This is a genomic window from Chthoniobacterales bacterium (assembly GCA_039930045.1).
Lineage (GTDB): Bacteria > Verrucomicrobiota > Verrucomicrobiia > Chthoniobacterales > DASVRZ01 > DASVRZ01.
Genome location: JBDSQB010000003.1, coordinates 238,282 through 254,117, shown reverse-complemented (window position 1 = coordinate 254,117; position 15,836 = coordinate 238,282). Strand labels below are relative to the sequence as shown.

The 15,836-nt window shown below is 58.9% G+C and carries 19 protein-coding genes; 9 read left to right on the top strand and 10 right to left on the bottom strand.

What is annotated here, in order from left to right:
• The first annotated feature begins 91 nt into the window (after positions 1-91).
• The 3 genes from ABIT76_04230 to recR are packed head-to-tail and all read left to right on the top strand — an operon-like array spanning position 92 to position 2,311.
• On the top strand, positions 92-589 hold the full coding sequence (locus ABIT76_04230; protein ID MEO7932349.1) for a hypothetical protein: 498 nt from the start codon (positions 92-94) through the stop codon (positions 587-589).
• A 20-nt stretch (positions 590-609) separates the two neighbouring features.
• Positions 610-1,704 carry a hypothetical protein gene (locus ABIT76_04225; GenBank protein MEO7932348.1) on the top strand — a complete coding sequence of 365 codons (1,095 nt, stop codon included), beginning with the start codon at positions 610-612 and terminating at the stop codon, positions 1,702-1,704.
• Position 1,705: 1 nt separating this feature from the next.
• Complete coding sequence (gene recR / locus ABIT76_04220; GenBank protein ID MEO7932347.1) at positions 1,706-2,311, top strand: recombination mediator RecR; 606 nt, start codon at positions 1,706-1,708, stop codon at positions 2,309-2,311.
• Between the two features lie 6 nt (positions 2,312-2,317).
• Here recR and phoU read toward each other — a convergent pair whose 3' ends face one another.
• The 6 genes from phoU to ABIT76_04190 all read right to left on the bottom strand — a co-directional run bounded on the left by phoU (position 2,318) and on the right by ABIT76_04190 (position 5,971).
• Entirely contained in the window at positions 2,318-3,004 is a 687-nt protein-coding gene (gene phoU / locus ABIT76_04215) for a phosphate signaling complex protein PhoU (GenBank protein MEO7932346.1), read from the bottom strand.
• A 110-nt stretch (positions 3,005-3,114) separates the two neighbouring features.
• On the bottom strand, positions 3,115-3,534 hold the full coding sequence (locus ABIT76_04210; GenBank protein ID MEO7932345.1) for a hypothetical protein: 420 nt from the start codon (positions 3,532-3,534) through the stop codon (positions 3,115-3,117).
• Positions 3,535-3,537: 3 nt separating this feature from the next.
• Positions 3,538-4,359: an undecaprenyl-diphosphate phosphatase gene (locus ABIT76_04205; protein ID MEO7932344.1), complete on the bottom strand. Its 822-nt coding sequence runs from the start codon at positions 4,357-4,359 to the stop codon at positions 3,538-3,540.
• Between the two features lie 71 nt (positions 4,360-4,430).
• A complete protein-coding gene (locus ABIT76_04200) occupies positions 4,431-4,769 on the bottom strand; it encodes a P-II family nitrogen regulator (protein MEO7932343.1) in 339 nt (112 codons plus the stop codon).
• 57 nt (positions 4,770-4,826) lie between these two features.
• Entirely contained in the window at positions 4,827-5,444 is a 618-nt protein-coding gene (gene purN / locus ABIT76_04195) for a phosphoribosylglycinamide formyltransferase (GenBank protein MEO7932342.1), read from the bottom strand.
• Between the two features lie 41 nt (positions 5,445-5,485).
• Complete coding sequence (locus ABIT76_04190; GenBank protein ID MEO7932341.1) at positions 5,486-5,971, bottom strand: adenylyltransferase/cytidyltransferase family protein; 486 nt, start codon at positions 5,969-5,971, stop codon at positions 5,486-5,488.
• 250 nt (positions 5,972-6,221) lie between these two features.
• Between ABIT76_04190 and ABIT76_04185 the strand changes: the two genes are divergently transcribed.
• The gene (locus ABIT76_04185; GenBank protein MEO7932340.1) at positions 6,222-6,626 is read left to right on the top strand and encodes a hypothetical protein; all 405 of its coding nucleotides are present in this window, start codon (positions 6,222-6,224) and stop codon (positions 6,624-6,626) included.
• On the opposite strand, the gene ABIT76_04180 is transcribed toward ABIT76_04185, so the two are convergent.
• From ABIT76_04180 to lpxI, 4 genes are all read right to left on the bottom strand, one after another.
• Positions 6,623-6,946, bottom strand: coding sequence for a DUF5808 domain-containing protein (locus ABIT76_04180; protein ID MEO7932339.1), 324 nt, complete (start codon positions 6,944-6,946; stop codon positions 6,623-6,625). The genes ABIT76_04185 and ABIT76_04180 overlap by 4 nt on opposite strands.
• Positions 6,943-8,055: a lipid-A-disaccharide synthase gene (lpxB, locus tag ABIT76_04175; protein MEO7932338.1), complete on the bottom strand. Its 1,113-nt coding sequence runs from the start codon at positions 8,053-8,055 to the stop codon at positions 6,943-6,945. The genes ABIT76_04180 and lpxB overlap by 4 nt, the downstream gene beginning before the upstream one ends.
• Before the next feature lie 187 nt (positions 8,056-8,242).
• A complete protein-coding gene (locus ABIT76_04170; GenBank protein MEO7932337.1) occupies positions 8,243-9,193 on the bottom strand; it encodes a Gfo/Idh/MocA family oxidoreductase in 951 nt (316 codons plus the stop codon).
• A gap of 4 nt (positions 9,194-9,197) precedes the next feature.
• Positions 9,198-9,998: a UDP-2,3-diacylglucosamine diphosphatase LpxI gene (lpxI, locus tag ABIT76_04165; protein MEO7932336.1), complete on the bottom strand. Its 801-nt coding sequence runs from the start codon at positions 9,996-9,998 to the stop codon at positions 9,198-9,200.
• Positions 9,999-10,062: 64 nt separating this feature from the next.
• On the opposite strand from lpxI, the gene ABIT76_04160 reads away from it, so the two are divergent.
• From ABIT76_04160 to ABIT76_04140, 5 genes are all read left to right on the top strand, one after another.
• Complete coding sequence (locus ABIT76_04160; GenBank protein MEO7932335.1) at positions 10,063-11,448, top strand: deoxyribodipyrimidine photo-lyase; 1,386 nt, start codon at positions 10,063-10,065, stop codon at positions 11,446-11,448.
• 82 nt (positions 11,449-11,530) lie between these two features.
• Complete coding sequence (locus tag ABIT76_04155; GenBank protein MEO7932334.1) at positions 11,531-12,895, top strand: carbohydrate porin; 1,365 nt, start codon at positions 11,531-11,533, stop codon at positions 12,893-12,895.
• Between the two features lie 12 nt (positions 12,896-12,907).
• Positions 12,908-14,305: a sugar MFS transporter gene (locus ABIT76_04150; protein ID MEO7932333.1), complete on the top strand. Its 1,398-nt coding sequence runs from the start codon at positions 12,908-12,910 to the stop codon at positions 14,303-14,305.
• Between the two features lie 63 nt (positions 14,306-14,368).
• A complete protein-coding gene (locus ABIT76_04145) occupies positions 14,369-14,890 on the top strand; it encodes a hypothetical protein (protein MEO7932332.1) in 522 nt (173 codons plus the stop codon).
• The gene (locus tag ABIT76_04140; protein ID MEO7932331.1) at positions 14,887-15,804 is read left to right on the top strand and encodes a carbohydrate kinase; all 918 of its coding nucleotides are present in this window, start codon (positions 14,887-14,889) and stop codon (positions 15,802-15,804) included. The genes ABIT76_04145 and ABIT76_04140 overlap by 4 nt, the downstream gene beginning before the upstream one ends.
• Positions 15,805-15,836: the final 32 nt, after the last annotated feature.

Here is a 15,836-nt window from a genome sequence, read left to right as displayed (position 1 = left end):
TGAAACCGAAAGGTCAATCCTAAAATTTCCCGCCCCATCCATCCCGACTAACCGCTTGCCGACGCGGAGGAGCCGCATACACTGCTTTTCCATGAAACATTTTCTCTCCGGGCTCGCGCTCCTGACCACGGTCGTTTCGGCTTCGGCGGCTCTCAAATTAGGCGACAGCCTCACTCCCTATGAGGTGAAAAACACCCGTACGGGAGACACCTATTGCCAGGTCTGCGCGTATGGCGCGAAGTCGGCGAAAGTGGTCGCGTTTGGCAAGCTGGGCGACGCCGCTTTCTGGAGCGACCTGGAGCAGTTACAGGCGCTCGCGACGAAATATCCGAAGCTCGGGGTCTTTGCCCAGGTGATCGATTCGCAGGATGCAAAGGCGATCCAGGCTGAGGCGGTGAAACGGGGGGTGAAGTTTCCCATCGTCGTCGCGCAGGAGAAGGATTGGGATCAAAAGTATCAGGTGAAAGGCGTCAGCCGGACAATTTATTACGCGATCAAAGACAACGAGATCACCTGGACCGGAGTCGGTCTGGAGGCGGAGACTGCGGCGAAACTGGCACAGAAAGTCAGCGCCGACGCCGCGAGCTAGAGTCGGGTTAGATTCGAATCATGACGCATCGTGCGATGATCTGGTTGATCGGTCTGGTGGCGGCTGGAGTCGCGCTGCTGGGACGTCTCGGCGGGTTGTATCAGAGTTGGGAGGCGCACCTCTTGGCGGCGCTGCATCTGCCGGTCGGGCACGGGACGTTTCCGCTCTGGGTGGAGGTGCTTTGCACGGTGCTTTTCGCGTGCGGCACAGCGGTGATAGGAATGGAAGTCACGTCGTCGCGGTTTCGTCTCGGGCTGGTTTTGGCCATTCTCCTGCAACCCGTCTCTGCCGCCGCCGTCGGCGCACTCGCCGGCATGTGGGTCCCGCCATTCACCTGGCTCGTGGGAATCGTGGCCGCCTTGCTGGGAATCGCAGCCTACCGGTTTTCCACTGTGGGCAAACGCCAGCGACTCGTTCGCGAGGTTTTTGGCAAACATCTTTCCAGCGAATCCATCGCGCGCCTGCTCCTGCAACACGACGCGATCTCGCCAAAGACGCGTCCGGCGACTATTCTCAGCGCACGTTATCTGGGCAGCGACTGGAGCCGGGTGGAGGAAACGGCCCGCCGCCTGCGCGAAGCTTCGGCCTGGGTGGAATTGCAGACCGGCAACCGCCTGCTCGCCGTCTGGAACATGCCATTGGAACTCGGCTTGTCCGCAGTGAACGCCGTCGAATCGACTTTGAACCTTACCTCCGACTGGCAGGTCGGCGTGGCCACCGGAGAAGTCTTTGGCGAACTCCTGACGAATCACTGGCAAATGCGCGGCCCCGCTTTTGAAAAAGCCGACGCGCTCTGTCAGGCGAACACGACCTTCGGCTCGCAAGTTCTGGTCGATCTGGCCACCGCCGATCTGGTGCGCGATCAAGTCGTCCTGCGTCCGGTGGATTTTCTCACGCTGCCGTCGTCGGAGATCGGCGTGGAGATTTTCGAGCCGCTGGCGCTCACCCGGCTCGCTTCGGAGGAAGCCGTCGCGCGGCGGGATCGTTTCTGGGAGGCCGTCATTTTCTTCCGTCAAAAACGTTTCGCGGAGGCGCTGTCGGCGTTTCAGAAATCGGGCGACGATGCCGTAGTGCGTTACTATTTGAAGCGGCTGGAAAAACTCACCTCGCACTGAAGTGGCGCGCATCGATTATCCAGAGGCGATCCGGGCGCTGATCGTGCAGTTGAAGCGTTTGCCCGGCATTGGCCCGCGTGGTGCCGAACGCATCGCGCTCTGGATGTTGCGCTCGAAGGAGTCGAAAGCCAACGAGATCGCCGAGGCCATCGCGAAGGCTGCCACGACGATTCAGGCATGCACGAAGTGCGGCTTTTTCGCGGTCGAACCACTCTGCGAAATCTGCTCCGACACGGCGCGTCACGCGGGTCCGATCTGCGTGGTGGAGCAGGCGACCGACATTCTGCCGCTGGAACGAACCGGGAGTTTACGCGGAACGTATCACTCCCTCGGTGGTCGGCTTTCCCCGCTGGATCATGTGCGGCCCGAGGATTTGCGGATTGGGGAATTGCTCCACCGCGTGCGCGAGGAAAACCCGCCCGAGGTCATTTTGGCGCTGAATGCCGATGTGGAAGGCGAGGCGACGGCGAATTATCTGAGCGATCTGCTCCGAGAATCCGGGGTGCAGGTCAGCCGCATCGCTCAGGGAATCCCCGTCGGCGGCGGGCTGGAGGGAGCGGATGAATTGACTCTCACTCGCGCCCTCGCCGGACGCATTCGAGTCTAATTTCGCTTACTGCGGCGTGTTGTAAGTGTGGCGGATGTCCTCCGAATGCACGGCCCAGACGGCGTCCTCAGCGATGTTTGTGGCATGATCGCCCACGCGCTCGAGAAAACGGGAGATGAAAATGAGGTTGAGGTAACCTTTGATTTCCCCAGGATGCGCCGCCATTTGGTCGGTGACATTGCTGATGAATTCGCGGTTCATCGCGTCCAGCTCCTTGTCGCGTTTCTTCAGGGAAAGGGCGAGTTCCGTGTCGTCGTCAGTGAAGGCGCGGAGGCTGTCGCGCAGAATCGCGCTGGCGGCGTGAAACATCGGCTCGATGTCCTTCGACTCGGGCAGCTCGGCAAATTGATTCAACTTCTTGGCACGACGGGCAATGTTCACCGCCTGATCGGCCACGCGCTCGAGGTTGGAACTGAGTTTCATCGCACTCACGACGCGGCGCAGATCGGTCGCGACTGGCTGGTAACGCAGCATGATGTCGATGCCGTCCTTGTCCACCTGCTTCTCGAGTTGGTCGATCTCCTCGTCGTCGGCGATGGCGATATTGCAGAGATCGCTGTCGCGCCGGAGCAGGCCGTTGACGGCGTTTTGCAGATTCGCCTCCGCCAGACTGGACATCATCAGAACATCGTTGCGCAGACTCGTCAGCGCGGCGTCGAAATTGGCAATGATGTGGCGGGAGTATTCGGGCATGGTCGTGGAAAACTAACAAAGATAATCCGGCGGCACCAAATGAAAACCGCCTGAATGTGACAATCAGGTGACACCTCGCCCGTGAGCGAAATGCAACTCGACTCTGGGCTTTACGACTGCGGCTGTGGCGGACGCGCCTGAATCACGGGGACCGGGAAACGGAGCTTGAGGTTGCCATTGATGTGGATCTCGACTGTGTGCATGCCGTATTCAGTGAATTGCAGGCCGCCGAAGAAATGGACGTTGGTGGCGTGCGTTTCGAGGCTCTTCAACTCGAAATCAATCGTCGCTTCGCCGAGCACCTTCTGTTCGTCGGGAGAGAGAATGCGGGAGGTCTGCTTGAATTTGCCGAGGCCGCTGACCCAGCGAGTCCAGAGGCAAAGCTTGAAAATACCGAACGGCACTTGCGGCGCGGGGATGACGTTGATGACGCCGATGAGGGAGTTAACGCCGTTCATTTCCTGCCGGACATCTTCGCAGAGGAGGGCAGATTGGACGTCGGGGATGACAAATTGTGGGGTGATGTTCATAAGTTAAATCAGGTGAAAGCTAGCCAGCAGAAGCAGGAAAACGCCGACCGCGATCCGGTAAATGCCGAAGCCGACAAAGGTGTGACTCTGGACGTAGCGCAGCAGCCATTTCACCGCGACAAAGGAGACAGCGGCGGCGATGACGGAGGCCACAACGAGAACCGCCCAATCCGGTGACGGGCTGCCGGGCGCGGGGTGATGCAGAGCTTTGAAAATCTTTAGCGCGCTGGCTGCGAGCATCGTCGGAATGCCCACGAGAAAGGAAAACTCCGTCGCCAGTGGCCGCGCTGCTCCGAGGACGAGCGCGAAAAGAATCGTCGAGCCAGACCGGGATGCACCCGGGAAGACAGCGGCGAGAAGCTGGGCCAGTCCGACGGCGATGGCGACGTTCCAGGAGATCTGAGTCGCGCCTTTTTTTCCCCGAAGGAACATTTCCACGGCAATGAAAAGCACGCCGCCGATGAGCAAGGCGAGCGCGATCGGAGTGGCTTGCTCGGGGAGTTTGATTCCCTTCTTGTCAATAATGAAGCCGCCGACGCAGGTGATGAAAAACGCCGTGGCGATCTTGGCGATCAACGTCTGGCTGGCCGGTTCCCGCCAGCGGGTGAGCATGGCGAGACGATCCTTGAAGAGCGGCAGAACGGCCAGCACCGCGCCAGCCTGGATGACCACATTAAAGAGGTCGCTACGCAGGAAACTTTGCGGATCGAGCTTGAGCAAATGTTCGGCGATGAGCAGATGGCCCGTGGAGGAAATCGGGATGAACTCCGTGATTCCCTCGATGACTCCGAGCAAGACGACGACTAACCAATAAGGCAGGAACATTCAGATTTTCCTAGCTGCCATTGATTGCGCCAATGGTCAGCGGATAACTGCGAATACGCAGGACAGAAATGTTAGATGGCGTTTTCGCCGCGTTCCTCGGTGCGGATGCGGATGGCATCTTCCACCGGGAGAACGAACACCTTGCCGTCACCGATCTTGCCGGTGCGGGCGGCGTCCACGATCGCCTTGATCGCCTTGGCGACATTCTCGTCGGCCAGCACGATCTCAAACTTCACCTTCGGCAGAAAATCCACGGTGTATTCGCTTCCGCGATAAATTTCGGTGTGGCCCTTCTGGCGGCCAAATCCCTTAACTTCGCTCACAGTCATGCCCTCGACCCCGATTTCCGTTAGAGCCTCCTTTACGTCTTCCATTTTGAACGGCTTGATAATGGCTTCGATCTTTTTCATAGGAGTTCTTTTTACCGTGCTCTTGATTATTGGCAAGCCTTTCTCGTGGGGAAATGGCTAATTTTTTCCAGCACCGAGATATTCCTCGCGATGGGAGCTGATTTCCTCCACCACCAGCGGCAGCAGCAGATGCTCCGCCTTCTGAATGCGCGCATGGAGAGTTTCCGCTGTGTCGTCGGGCAGCACATCCACCTCGGCTTGGGCAATGATCGCTCCGGTATCGACGCCGTTGTCCACGTAATGCACGGTGCATCCGGTCACCGTCTCGCCCGCCAGGAGGGCCTGTTTCCACGCCTGCATCCCGCGATATTTCGGGAGCAGCGAGGGGTGAATGTTAATGATTCGACCTGCATACGCCTCCAGCAAGCCGTGTTTTAGGATGCGCATGAAACCCGCCAGCACCACCAGTTCCACCTGGCGTTCTTGCAACGATCTCACAAGTTGATTTTCCACCTCGGGCTCCAGCGATGCCTTGTATTTGCCGGGTTCGATGGCAATCACCGGCAGGCCTTCCGCGCGGGCAAACTCCAGAATACCCGAGCCCGCCACGTCGGAGGCGACGCAGACAAATTCCACATCCAGACCCGACTCGCGTTTCTTCTCCACCAGCGCCCGGAAATTACTCCCGGTACCGGAACCAAGCACGCCGATACGCAGCGGTCGAGGGGGAGTCAATTCAGGGGATGCTTCGGATATTTCAGACATTGGGGGCGGCATCATTCCGCAGAACCGCGCATCTTGGCAAGCGTGGACGTCGTCGAGCGCCCCGGCACCAGCGGCACGAAACCGATCTCGCACCCGATGGATTCCAGCACCGCCCGCTCCTCGGGATTGAGCGATTCCACCGTGTAATCGCCGCCCTTCACATACACATCGGGCCGCAGTTTTTCGATCAAGGCCGTCGCCCGCACCTCCGGAAAAATCACCACCGCATCCACCGAGCGGAGGCCCGTCAACACCTCGGCGCGGTCGTCCTCGCCATTGATCGGACGATTTTCGCCCTTGAGCTGGCGCACGGAGTCATCTCCATTCAGCCCCACCACCAGCGCGTCGCCCAGCTTGCGCGCGCCCTCCAAGTAACGCACGTGCCCGGCATGGAGCACGTCGAAGCAGCCATTGGTAAAAACCAGCCGCCGACTCTCGGGAAGTCCGAGTTTCAATCGAATCTGACTCGCCTCAGAAAAAGGAATGACCACGCTCATGGGAAAAAACTCATCCGGGTTAGACAACAATCAACCCCGCCCCGCGACAACTGTTTTCCGCGTCCGCTCGGCACGGCCTTCTTTCCCGACAACCCCGGTCGCTGGCCAAACAACCCAGGTCGTTTCCAAAAGCGACCTCAGTCGTTCTTCGAGCGACCGAGTCCGGCGCTTAAACGACCGAGGTCGTCCGCCCTGCAACCCAGGTCGTCGGGCCAACGACCTGGGTCGTTTCGCTGACGACCGAGGTCGTTTGGCTGGGAACCTGGGTCGTTTCATCGACGACCTGAGTCGTTTGCCCTGCGACCGGCCTTTTTGGCTGTCCTACCCGGTGTTTTCTGCCAGTCTCCTCGCCATGCTGCTCTTCAAACGCCTCGTCACTGCGTCCTTCCTCTTTATCTTTTTCGTCATCGTCCTTTTTCTCGGTTCCAGTCTGGTCATTGGGGGCATCGTGGGCGCTTCCGCAGCGCGGGAGGCCAGAGCCACCAACTCCGAAGAGGGTTACAAAATCGGACGGCGGGCAGGAGAAGAGGTGGGCCGCAAATACGGCGCGATCATGATTCTGGGCTCGGCCGTCGGAGCGATGGCGGGTGCCTGCGGACTCTCCTTTACCGGCGTCCTGCCGTGGTGCCGGCGGAAGCCGGATGAACTGGTTTAATCCCGGAAACGCCGGGGCGAGGCGAGATACCAGCACATGGGATACATGAGCAGAATGATCACAGCGAGCGTCGTCCACCAGACCCAGGTAAGAATGTAACCCAGCCACGCCACATAACCCAAAGGCACGGTGACATACAAAACACAGCCGACTAACACCGGAATTGCGCCGCGCCGGGCGAAATTAATCGTCCAGCCGCGCCATTTCTGCCGCTTGGGAACGATGATCCGCGGGTCCTCCGGGCAATGATAGAATAATCCCGCGCGCCAGTTGACGGGCGATTTCCAGAGTTCCTCCAGCCGCTCGGGTGTGATCTTCATGTTAGCAATTCGCAGACGGCCTGCGCCGCTTTGCTGGCGGCGCCACGTTCTCCTAACATCGCGATGACGTTGCGCAAATCCGATTCGAGTTGCAGTCGTTTCTGCGGATCGAAGAGGAAGGATTCCACCGACATGGCAATGGAAGTCGGATCGGCTTTTTTCTGGACGAATTCCGGGATGACTTCGCGCCCGGCGAGAATGTTAACCATTCCCAAAAACGGCACACGAATGACGCGGCGTCCGACTTCGTAGGTGAGGGGGCTCACCTTGTAAAGCAGCGCGTAGGGCAGGCCTAAAAAGGCGGCTTCCAGCGTTGCGGTGCCCGAGGCGATCAGGCCCGCGCCGCAGGTTTGCATGAGCGGATAGGCGTTGCGTAAGGTGACTTCGCAATGGGGAAAACCAGCGGTCATTTCGCGGATCAAGGTTAGTAATTTCTCGCTGGCGGCGGGAATGGCGAAGCGCAATTCCGGGTGGCGCCGATGGAGAATCCGACCCGCTTCTAACATAATGGGTAGTATCTTCCTAACCTCACGCTCGCGGCTGCCGGGAAAGAGTCCGATGGAAGTCAAATCACGACTAACATCGGGCAGTCGTTTTTTCTCCAGTTCATCTAACATCGGGTGACCGGCAAACTCGGTGCGCAGTCCGCTCGCCTCATAGAGTTCTTTCTCGAACGGAAACAGGCAGATCATGAGGTCGAGCCAGCGGGCCATCTTCGGAATGCGGCGTCGATTCCAGGCCCAGACTTGCGGGCTGATGTAGTAGATGATTTTTAACGCGGGAACTTTTGCACGCAGGGCTTTGGCTAGTCGCAGATTGAAGCCGGGGTAGTCGATGAGAATGACGGCGTCGGGTTGCAGTGCGCCGATCTCGCCGATCATGCGGTGAAATTCGCGGCGGAAGTAGCCGTAGTTTTTAATCACTTCCCAGAGCCCGACTACTGCGTGACTGGTCCATTCGAGGAAAGGTCCGCTGGCCAGCGACTGCATTTCAGGACCGCCCGCGCCGGAGAAACTAACCTCTCCTAACTGCGCCTGCAAAGCGCGCATCAACGACGCGCCATGAGCGTCGCCACTGAGTTCGCCAGCGACTAGATAGAGGTGTTTCATCACCAGATTCCTCGTTCCCAAGCTCCGGCTTGGGAACGCGAGTGTCCCCGAAGCTCTGCTTCGTCGGCTTGGTGGTCCATTGAGGCTCGCGAATCTTGCGTGTCAGGTGTGGCTAGGAAGCTGGAGCTTCCAAGACAAGTGCGTTCCCAAGCTGGAGCTTGGGAACGAGGGATTTCTAACTTGGTTTTCATTCCGGCAGCTTGTCGCCAAAAGGGGAAGCTTCGATGGCGTGCGTGATGCGAATCGCCAGTTCCAGTGCAGCGGCGGCCTGGTTGCCGGAGACGCGCGGCTGGATGCCTTGTTGCGCGCAAGTTAGAAAACTTTGCAACTGCCGTGTGAGGGCATCGTCGCGTTCGATGGGCACGACTTCGCGCACAATCTGGAAGCCGTCCTTGCGATAGATTTCGCCCGATTGTTCGCCGTAATCGAGCGATAGATAAGCGTCCTCCTGAAAGACCCGCAGCTTGCGCATTTTCTCAGGGCTGATGCGGCTCGCGGTGACATTGGCGACGGAGCCATTTTCAAAACGAATGCGCGCGTTGGCGATGTCCTCGCGCTTGCTCAAGACCGGGATGCCGACCGCATCGACCGACTTGATCGGCGACTTGATGAGATGCAAAATGACCTCCAGATCGTGGATCATGAGGTCGAGCACGACGCCGATTTCCACGCTGCGATTAGGGTAGGGAGAAAGTCGATGAGCCTCGATGAAGCGCGGGTGGTTGAGGTGTTTTTCGAGGACGGCCATCACGGGGTTGAAACGCTCAACGTGGCCGACTTGCAGGATGAGTTTTTTTTCCTTCGCGAGGGCGACCAGTTTCTGCGCCTGCTCGGTCGTTTCGGTGATCGGCTTTTCGATGAGCAAATGAATGCCGCGCTCCAGCAAAAACCCGGCGGTGTCGAAGTGAAATGGCGTCGGCGTGGCGACGGACGCGCAATCGACCAGCGTGGAAAATTCCTCCAGCGTCTCGACGGCGCGAGTTCCATATTGTTCGGCGACAGCGCGGGCGTTGTCGAAATTCGTATCGTAGATCGCGCTGAAAGTCGTTTCACCAGCGGCGGCGAGTTCGGAGTAAATGCGGGAATGGAATTTGCCAATGTGGCCAACGCCAACGATGCCGGAGCGGATTTTAGTCATAAAGTTACAAACCGAAGAGCGTGATTTTGCGGGCTGCCGCGTCGGCTAGAAGTTGGGCGCGTTCCAGCAAAAGCGTTTTGCCAGATTCGACTCCGATCGCAATCACGCCGGCGGCTTGGGCGGTTTCCAGGGTTTGCAAACCGATGACCGGCACATCGAAACGGAAGTCCTGATCCGGCTTCGACACTTTCACCATCACGGCGCTGCCGTTGCCCATTTTTCCACCGCGCTGGATGGCGTCGTTTGTCCCCTCAAATGCCTCGACGGCGAGCACGGTGCCGTTGCGAACGACGACCGTCTGCCCGATGTCGAGCCGGCTCACTTCCTTGGCGATGCGGAAGCCGTATTCGAGGTCGTCGATGGTGCGTTTCTTCAGTTTCGGCCCGGCGATGTGCCCTTCCGGCGCGAGCGAATCCTCCAGAAACGTCGTCGCTGATAACAATGTAACTCCGCTCTTGGCCAGCTCGTCGGCGATGCCGCCAAAAAGGCTTTCCGCGTTGCGCTCCTTCAGTCGTCCGAGCAAGAGCAACGCCTTAAAATCGGGCCGCAGATCAAACAAATTCTTCGGCGCAATCTGGCCGGCCATGATCACATCCTGAACGCCCGATTTCTCAAAAATCCCGATCATTTTCCCGAGCTGGCCGACGCGAATCCAGGTGATTTCGTCCACCTGCGAGGCGAGTTCGGGCCGCGTCTCGTTTTCAAAGGCGGCGACCACGATTCGCCTCACCCCGGCGGCGCGGGCACGTTGCGCCAGCTCAAAGGGATACGCGCCGTTGCCAGCGATAATGCCGAGGGATTCCATCAATTTCGCCCAAAATAGCGAAACCGTCGGCGCCCTGTCGAGCCCTCCGAACGTATCGCAGGTGATGCACATTCACTGGTTTCGCCGCGACCTGCGCCTGACGGACAACACCGCCCTCCACGCTGCCACGCAGAGTGGAATGGAAGTCGTCCCTGTTTACATCTTGAGCAACTGGCGGAAAAATCACCCCTGGACCGGTCTCGCGCGTCAGCAATTTCTCTGCGGCTGTCTGGAGTCTTTGGCAAAAAATCTCGCCACGATTGGAGGCCGGCTGATCGTCCGACAGGGCGGCGCGGTCGCGGAACTCCGCAAGCTGATCCGGGAAACGCGGGCGACTTCCATCTTTACCAACCGCGATCCCGATCCGTTTGGGCGGGTAACGGAGGTCGCCGTTGCGAAAATGGCGGCGGAGGAAGGCTGCAAACTCGTGCTCTGCCAGGACATCGCGATTCATGAGCGCGACGAAGTGCGCACCGGAACGGGCGGCGTTTTCCGGGTGTTCACGCCGTATGCCAAGGCCTGGCGCAAACTGCCGAAGCCCGGATCGCTGCCGAAGTTGAGCACCATCCGAACACCGGAAAACATTTCCTCGTTGCCGTTGCCGACGCTGGAAACCCGGGGTCTGGCCGGTCGCGTGAACATCGTGGAGGCAGGCGAAGATTCCGCCCGCACTCGACTGAAAAATTTCCTCGGACGCAAAATTTTCCAATACGATGCGACTCGCAACCTGCCTGAGATCGACGGCGGTTCGCGACTTTCCCAAGACTTGCGCTGGGGGCTGATTTCGCCGCGCGAGGTTTATTGGAGGAGCGCCGAGGCTGCGGCCCGAGGCAACGCCGTCGAGCGGAAAAGCGCGGAAGTCTTCATCAACGAACTGATCTGGCGCGAGTTTTACCTGCAAATCCTCTGGCATTTTCCCGAAGTTCTGGAGTCGGATTTCAACCCGAAATACGCCCAAGTCGAATGGAAGTCGGATGACGCCGCGTTCGCCCGCTGGTGCGCGGGAGAAACCGGTTTTCCCATCGTGGACGCGGCGATGCGGCAGTTGAATGCGACCGGGTTTATGCACAACCGACTGCGCATGATTACGGCGATGTTTTTGACCAAGGACCTGCACATTCACTGGCGCGAAGGGGAGCGGTATTTCATGCAAAAACTGGTGGACGGCGAGATCGCCTCGAACAACGGCGGCTGGCAATGGAGCGCCGGAACCGGGGCCGATGCCGCGCCGTATTTCCGCATTCAAAACCCGTGGCTGCAGACGGCGCGGTTCGACGGAGAGGGGAAATTCATTCAGCGCTGGCTGCCGGAGCTGGCGCAGGTGGAGCCGAGGAAATTTTGCGAACCGCCGGGTCTGCCGCTGGCGAGAAATTACCCGCTGCCGATGGTGGATCATCACCGCGAACGCGATGTGACTCTGGAGCTTTTCCGGCGTGGCTTGGATTTTTGAACGGGCTGCATTCGAGTAAGACCGAAATCGAACTTGGCCGCGAAATATTAGCATCGGCCTCCGGTGCGGGCCCCCCTCCCACATGAAAGCTCTCTCCCCGAGTCTACTGGCGGCGCTCCTTTTTGCGGGCACCGCATTCGCTGAAAAGCCTCTGACTCAAACGCAGCAATCGCTGTTGCAACCGGAGCACGAGACGGCCATCGCGCCTGCTGGTTTGTCCATCGATAGCCTCGCCACGGGCGATTGGGGCGGTGCGCGGACGCGGCTTTATCGCTCGGGAGTCGATGTCTTTGGTTTCTACAACAACATCATTTCCGGCAATGTGACGGGCGGCCGCAGCTCGGGCCATGCGACCTACGATCACGACATCTGGCTCGGAGTGAAGTTTGATCTCGACGTGCTTTTCGGTTGGAAAGGTGGCCAGTTTGTCATCAGCGGCATCAACCGCGAAGGCGAGGATCTGACGAACAAATATATCGGGAGCATTTACTCGACTCAGCAACTCGTCGGCGGCCAGCGGACGTTCCTCTATCAGCTCTATCTCCAGCAGAAACTTTTCGACGATAAACTCACGCTCAAGCTCGGACGTTTCTCCGCTTCGGACGATTTCAACTCGTCGCCGCTCTACGGCTATTCGCTGAACAACGGCATCAACGGCAACATCCGCAATGTGCTCTTCGACACGCGTTTTTCCGCCTACCCATTTCCCGTCTGGGCGGGCGCGGTGCTCTACGATCCGTCGCCGGCGTGGCACTTCAAATTTGGGCTTTTCCAAACGTCGCAGGACATGTTTGAAAACGACGATCACGGCTTGAATTTCAGCCTCGGCGGCAACGACGGCTACACCGCTATCCTGCAAGTCGGCTGGTCGCACGAGTTTTTCAAAACCACCAATCCCAATGCTGGTTCCGACGGCAAAAACGCCATCGCGCCGTCGTCGGAAGTGAAGGGACTTCCCGGTCATTATTGGGTCGGATTTACCTACTCGCAGTGGGATCAATATCAGCGTTTTGGCGGTGGAACGAAGGATGTTTCCTACGGCTTCTATGCGCACGCCGACCAGATGCTGACGCAGGAAAGCTGGGGCAGCGACCAGGGTCTGACCGCCTTTGTGGCGAGTGGCTATTATCCGCAAAAGGAAATCGCGATCGTGCCGTTTCAGGTGAATCTCGGGCTGAATTACAAAGGGCTTTTCCCCGGGCGCGATGACGACCATACGATGCTTCATTTCATCTACGGCCGGCTCAGCCGCGACTACGCCCGGAGTGTGCGCGTGCCCGGACGCGGCGATCCGGAATCAGAGAAAATCGTCGAACTGGCGCACCGTTTCCAAGTCACCAAATGGAGCTACTTCCAGCCCGACGTGCAATGGGTGATCGACCCCAGCGGCACGGGCGACATACCGGACGCGGTCGTGATCGGCGCGCAGATGGGACTTACATTTTAACCTACCCGACCTATGAATCCATCCGCCAAATCGCGTAAAATGTTCGTCACCGATGACGGGCGCAACGTCTGGTTTACGTTCGTCCTGCTAGTGCTGCTCTTCGCGCTATGGGGCTTTTGCAACGGCATGATCGATGTCATGGACAAGCATTTCCAAGAGGAGTTGCATCTCAGTCTGGCCCAGTCGGCGAGAGTCCAGATGGCGCATTATCTCGGCTATCTGCTGATGGCGATTCCCGCCGGCTGGCTGGCCTCGCGACTCGGCTACAAGGGCGGCATCATCACCGGTCTGCTGATGGTGGCAGCGGGCGGGTTCTGGTTCATTCAAGCGACGCACATCGCGCAATTCTGGGCGTTTCTCCTCGGGGTTTGCGTCATCGCCGCCGGACTCACCTTCCTCGAAACCGTGGCCAATCCCTACACTACCGTGCTCGGTCCGCTGGAATATTCCGCGACGCGCATCAATCTAGCGCAATCCTGCAACGGGATCGGACTCGTCTTTGGCCCGATTGTGGGCGCGCAGTTTTTCTACGCCAAAAACGCCGCCGGAGAGAGCACCGGCAGCGAGACTCTTTGGATTCCCTACGTTTTCATCGCGGTCATCGTCCTCGTGTTGGCGGTCGTTTTCTTTTTCGCCCCGATGCCCGACATCAAAATGGAGGACGACTACCACATCGACGCCGAGGCGAGCGCAGCCCAAGCCAAACCAACCGGCTGGCTCACGCCGTGGCTGCAACCGTGGAAACATCCGCACTTCGTCATGGCGGTGGTGGCGCAGTTTCTCTACGTCGCCGCGCAGGCCGGAGTCTGGAGTTATTTCATCAATTACATGACCACCCAGACGCCGCCTGTGCCCGCCTCCTGGGAGACCTCGTTGCGCGACGCGCCGGGCTTTTTGCGAGGGCTTTTTGAGACGAAACACGGAGCGCTCGTTTTTAGCGACAAAGGCGCTTCCACACTGGCGTCCTTTGGCTTCATCTGCTTTCTGACCGGTCGTTTTACCGGCGCGGCCATTTTAAGAAAAGCCGCGGCGCATCGTGTGCTCGGTCTTTACGGATTGCTCAACGTCGTCGCCTGTTTCCTGATATTTCTCAAACTCGGCTGGGTCTCGGTGGCGTGCGTTTTCGTGAGTTATTTTCTGATGTCGATCATGTTTCCCACGATCTTCGCGCTCGGGATTTTTGGGCTGGGCGAACAGGCCAAGAAAGCGTCTTCCTTCATCGTCATGGCCATCTTTGGCGGAGCGGTCGTGCCGCAAATCATGGGCCACGTCGGCGATGCTTATGGCATGTCGCGGGCGTTTATCGTGCCCATTCTTTGCTTCGCGGTCGTCGCCGCTTACGGATATTTGTGGCCGCGGTTGAGCGGTCACGAGGCCATGCACGGAGTCTCCACCAATCGCGGGCACTAGGCGATGAGTGCGGACTTTGATTTGGATCATAGCCAACTGGTCGAAGATCCGCGTCTCGCCGCAATGGCTGGAGAATTGGCAGCGCAGTCGAAGATCGATTCGAGGGAAAGTTTCAACAGCTATTGCCGCGCAGCCTGCCGACTTTGGGCCGCTCATTTTCCAGAGAAACTCGGGCAGACGACGGAGAAATTTGCCGAACTGGTTTTGTGCATCAGCCGCAAATTGCCGGGCGTCATTCCCACCTCTTGGGGCGGAGCCGTGGTTACCCGGCACGAGCCGCCCAAAGTCGAAAAATATCTCGTGATCCGCCAGGGCGGCTATCTCGCGCTCGAAAAACACGAGCAAAAAGACGAGCACCTCAAGGTCCAGGAAGGCGCGGGTTTGATCCTGTCGCGGAGCAGCGCGGATTGTCCGCTGACCGTCGAGGCACTGGAACCGGGTCGCCAGTTTCACTTCGAGCCGGGGATGGAGCACTGCATCATCGGCACCGAGGATTTGCTCGTTTTTGAGCGTTCGACTGATCCAAAGGGCATGGATCAGGACCTGATTTTTCTTTATGAACCCACTGCCGCCCCCAAGTTATGAGCACTGAATTTTACGCCTTCGGAGAAATCCTCTGGGACTGCCTGCCTTCGGGGCGTCACGCGGGAGGCGCGCCCTTCAACGTCACCGCGCATCTCTCGCAACTCGGCGCCAGTGCGTCGCTCATTTCCGCGATCGGACGTGACGCACTCGGCGACGAAATCCTCCAGGTCGCCATCGACAAAGGCGTGAACATCGAGTTTGTGGATCGCGCCCGGATAGGACTCACCACGGGCATGGTCATCGTGACTTTGGACGAAAAAGCCAACGCCAGCTACGAGCTCGTCCAGCCTGCCGCCTGGGATGAAATCAAAGTCCCGCCTGCCGCGCTTGAAGCTGTCGCCGAAAGCCGCGCGCTGATCTACGGCTCGCTCGCCGGACGTTCGCCCTACAATCTCGATCAACTCGACAAACTCCTCGATGTGGCTGGCCCGCTGAAGTTTTTCGACGTGAATCTGCGGCCTCCATTTGCCAATCCCACGCTGGTATTTGCGCTCGCTCAGCGAGCCGACGTCATCAAGCTAAACGACGACGAAGCCGGTCAGCTCGCCTCCTGGATTTCCACCGGTGAGATGGCGCTCCACACGCCCCGCGACGCGGAATCACTCGCCGCCGCCTGTGCCATCATTGCCGAAAAGACCAATACCCGCCGCATCTGCGTCACGCGTGGTCCCTCCGGTGCCGCGCTTTGGGACAACGGCACTCTCGTCTGCGCTCCCGCGCCGGAAGTCACCGTGAAGGACACTGTCGGCGCTGGCGACGCCTTCATGGCCGGGCTGATGGTCGGCCTGACCCGTGGAAATGAACCTGCGCTGACGTTGAAAAACGCCTGCCGCCTCGGCGCGTATGTCGCCTCCCATTTCGGTGCAACTCCGCTTTTGCCGCCCGAGATCATCGCGGAATTTCAGAATTCCTAGCGCCGGATTTCGGCATCGACAGGCCATTTCTC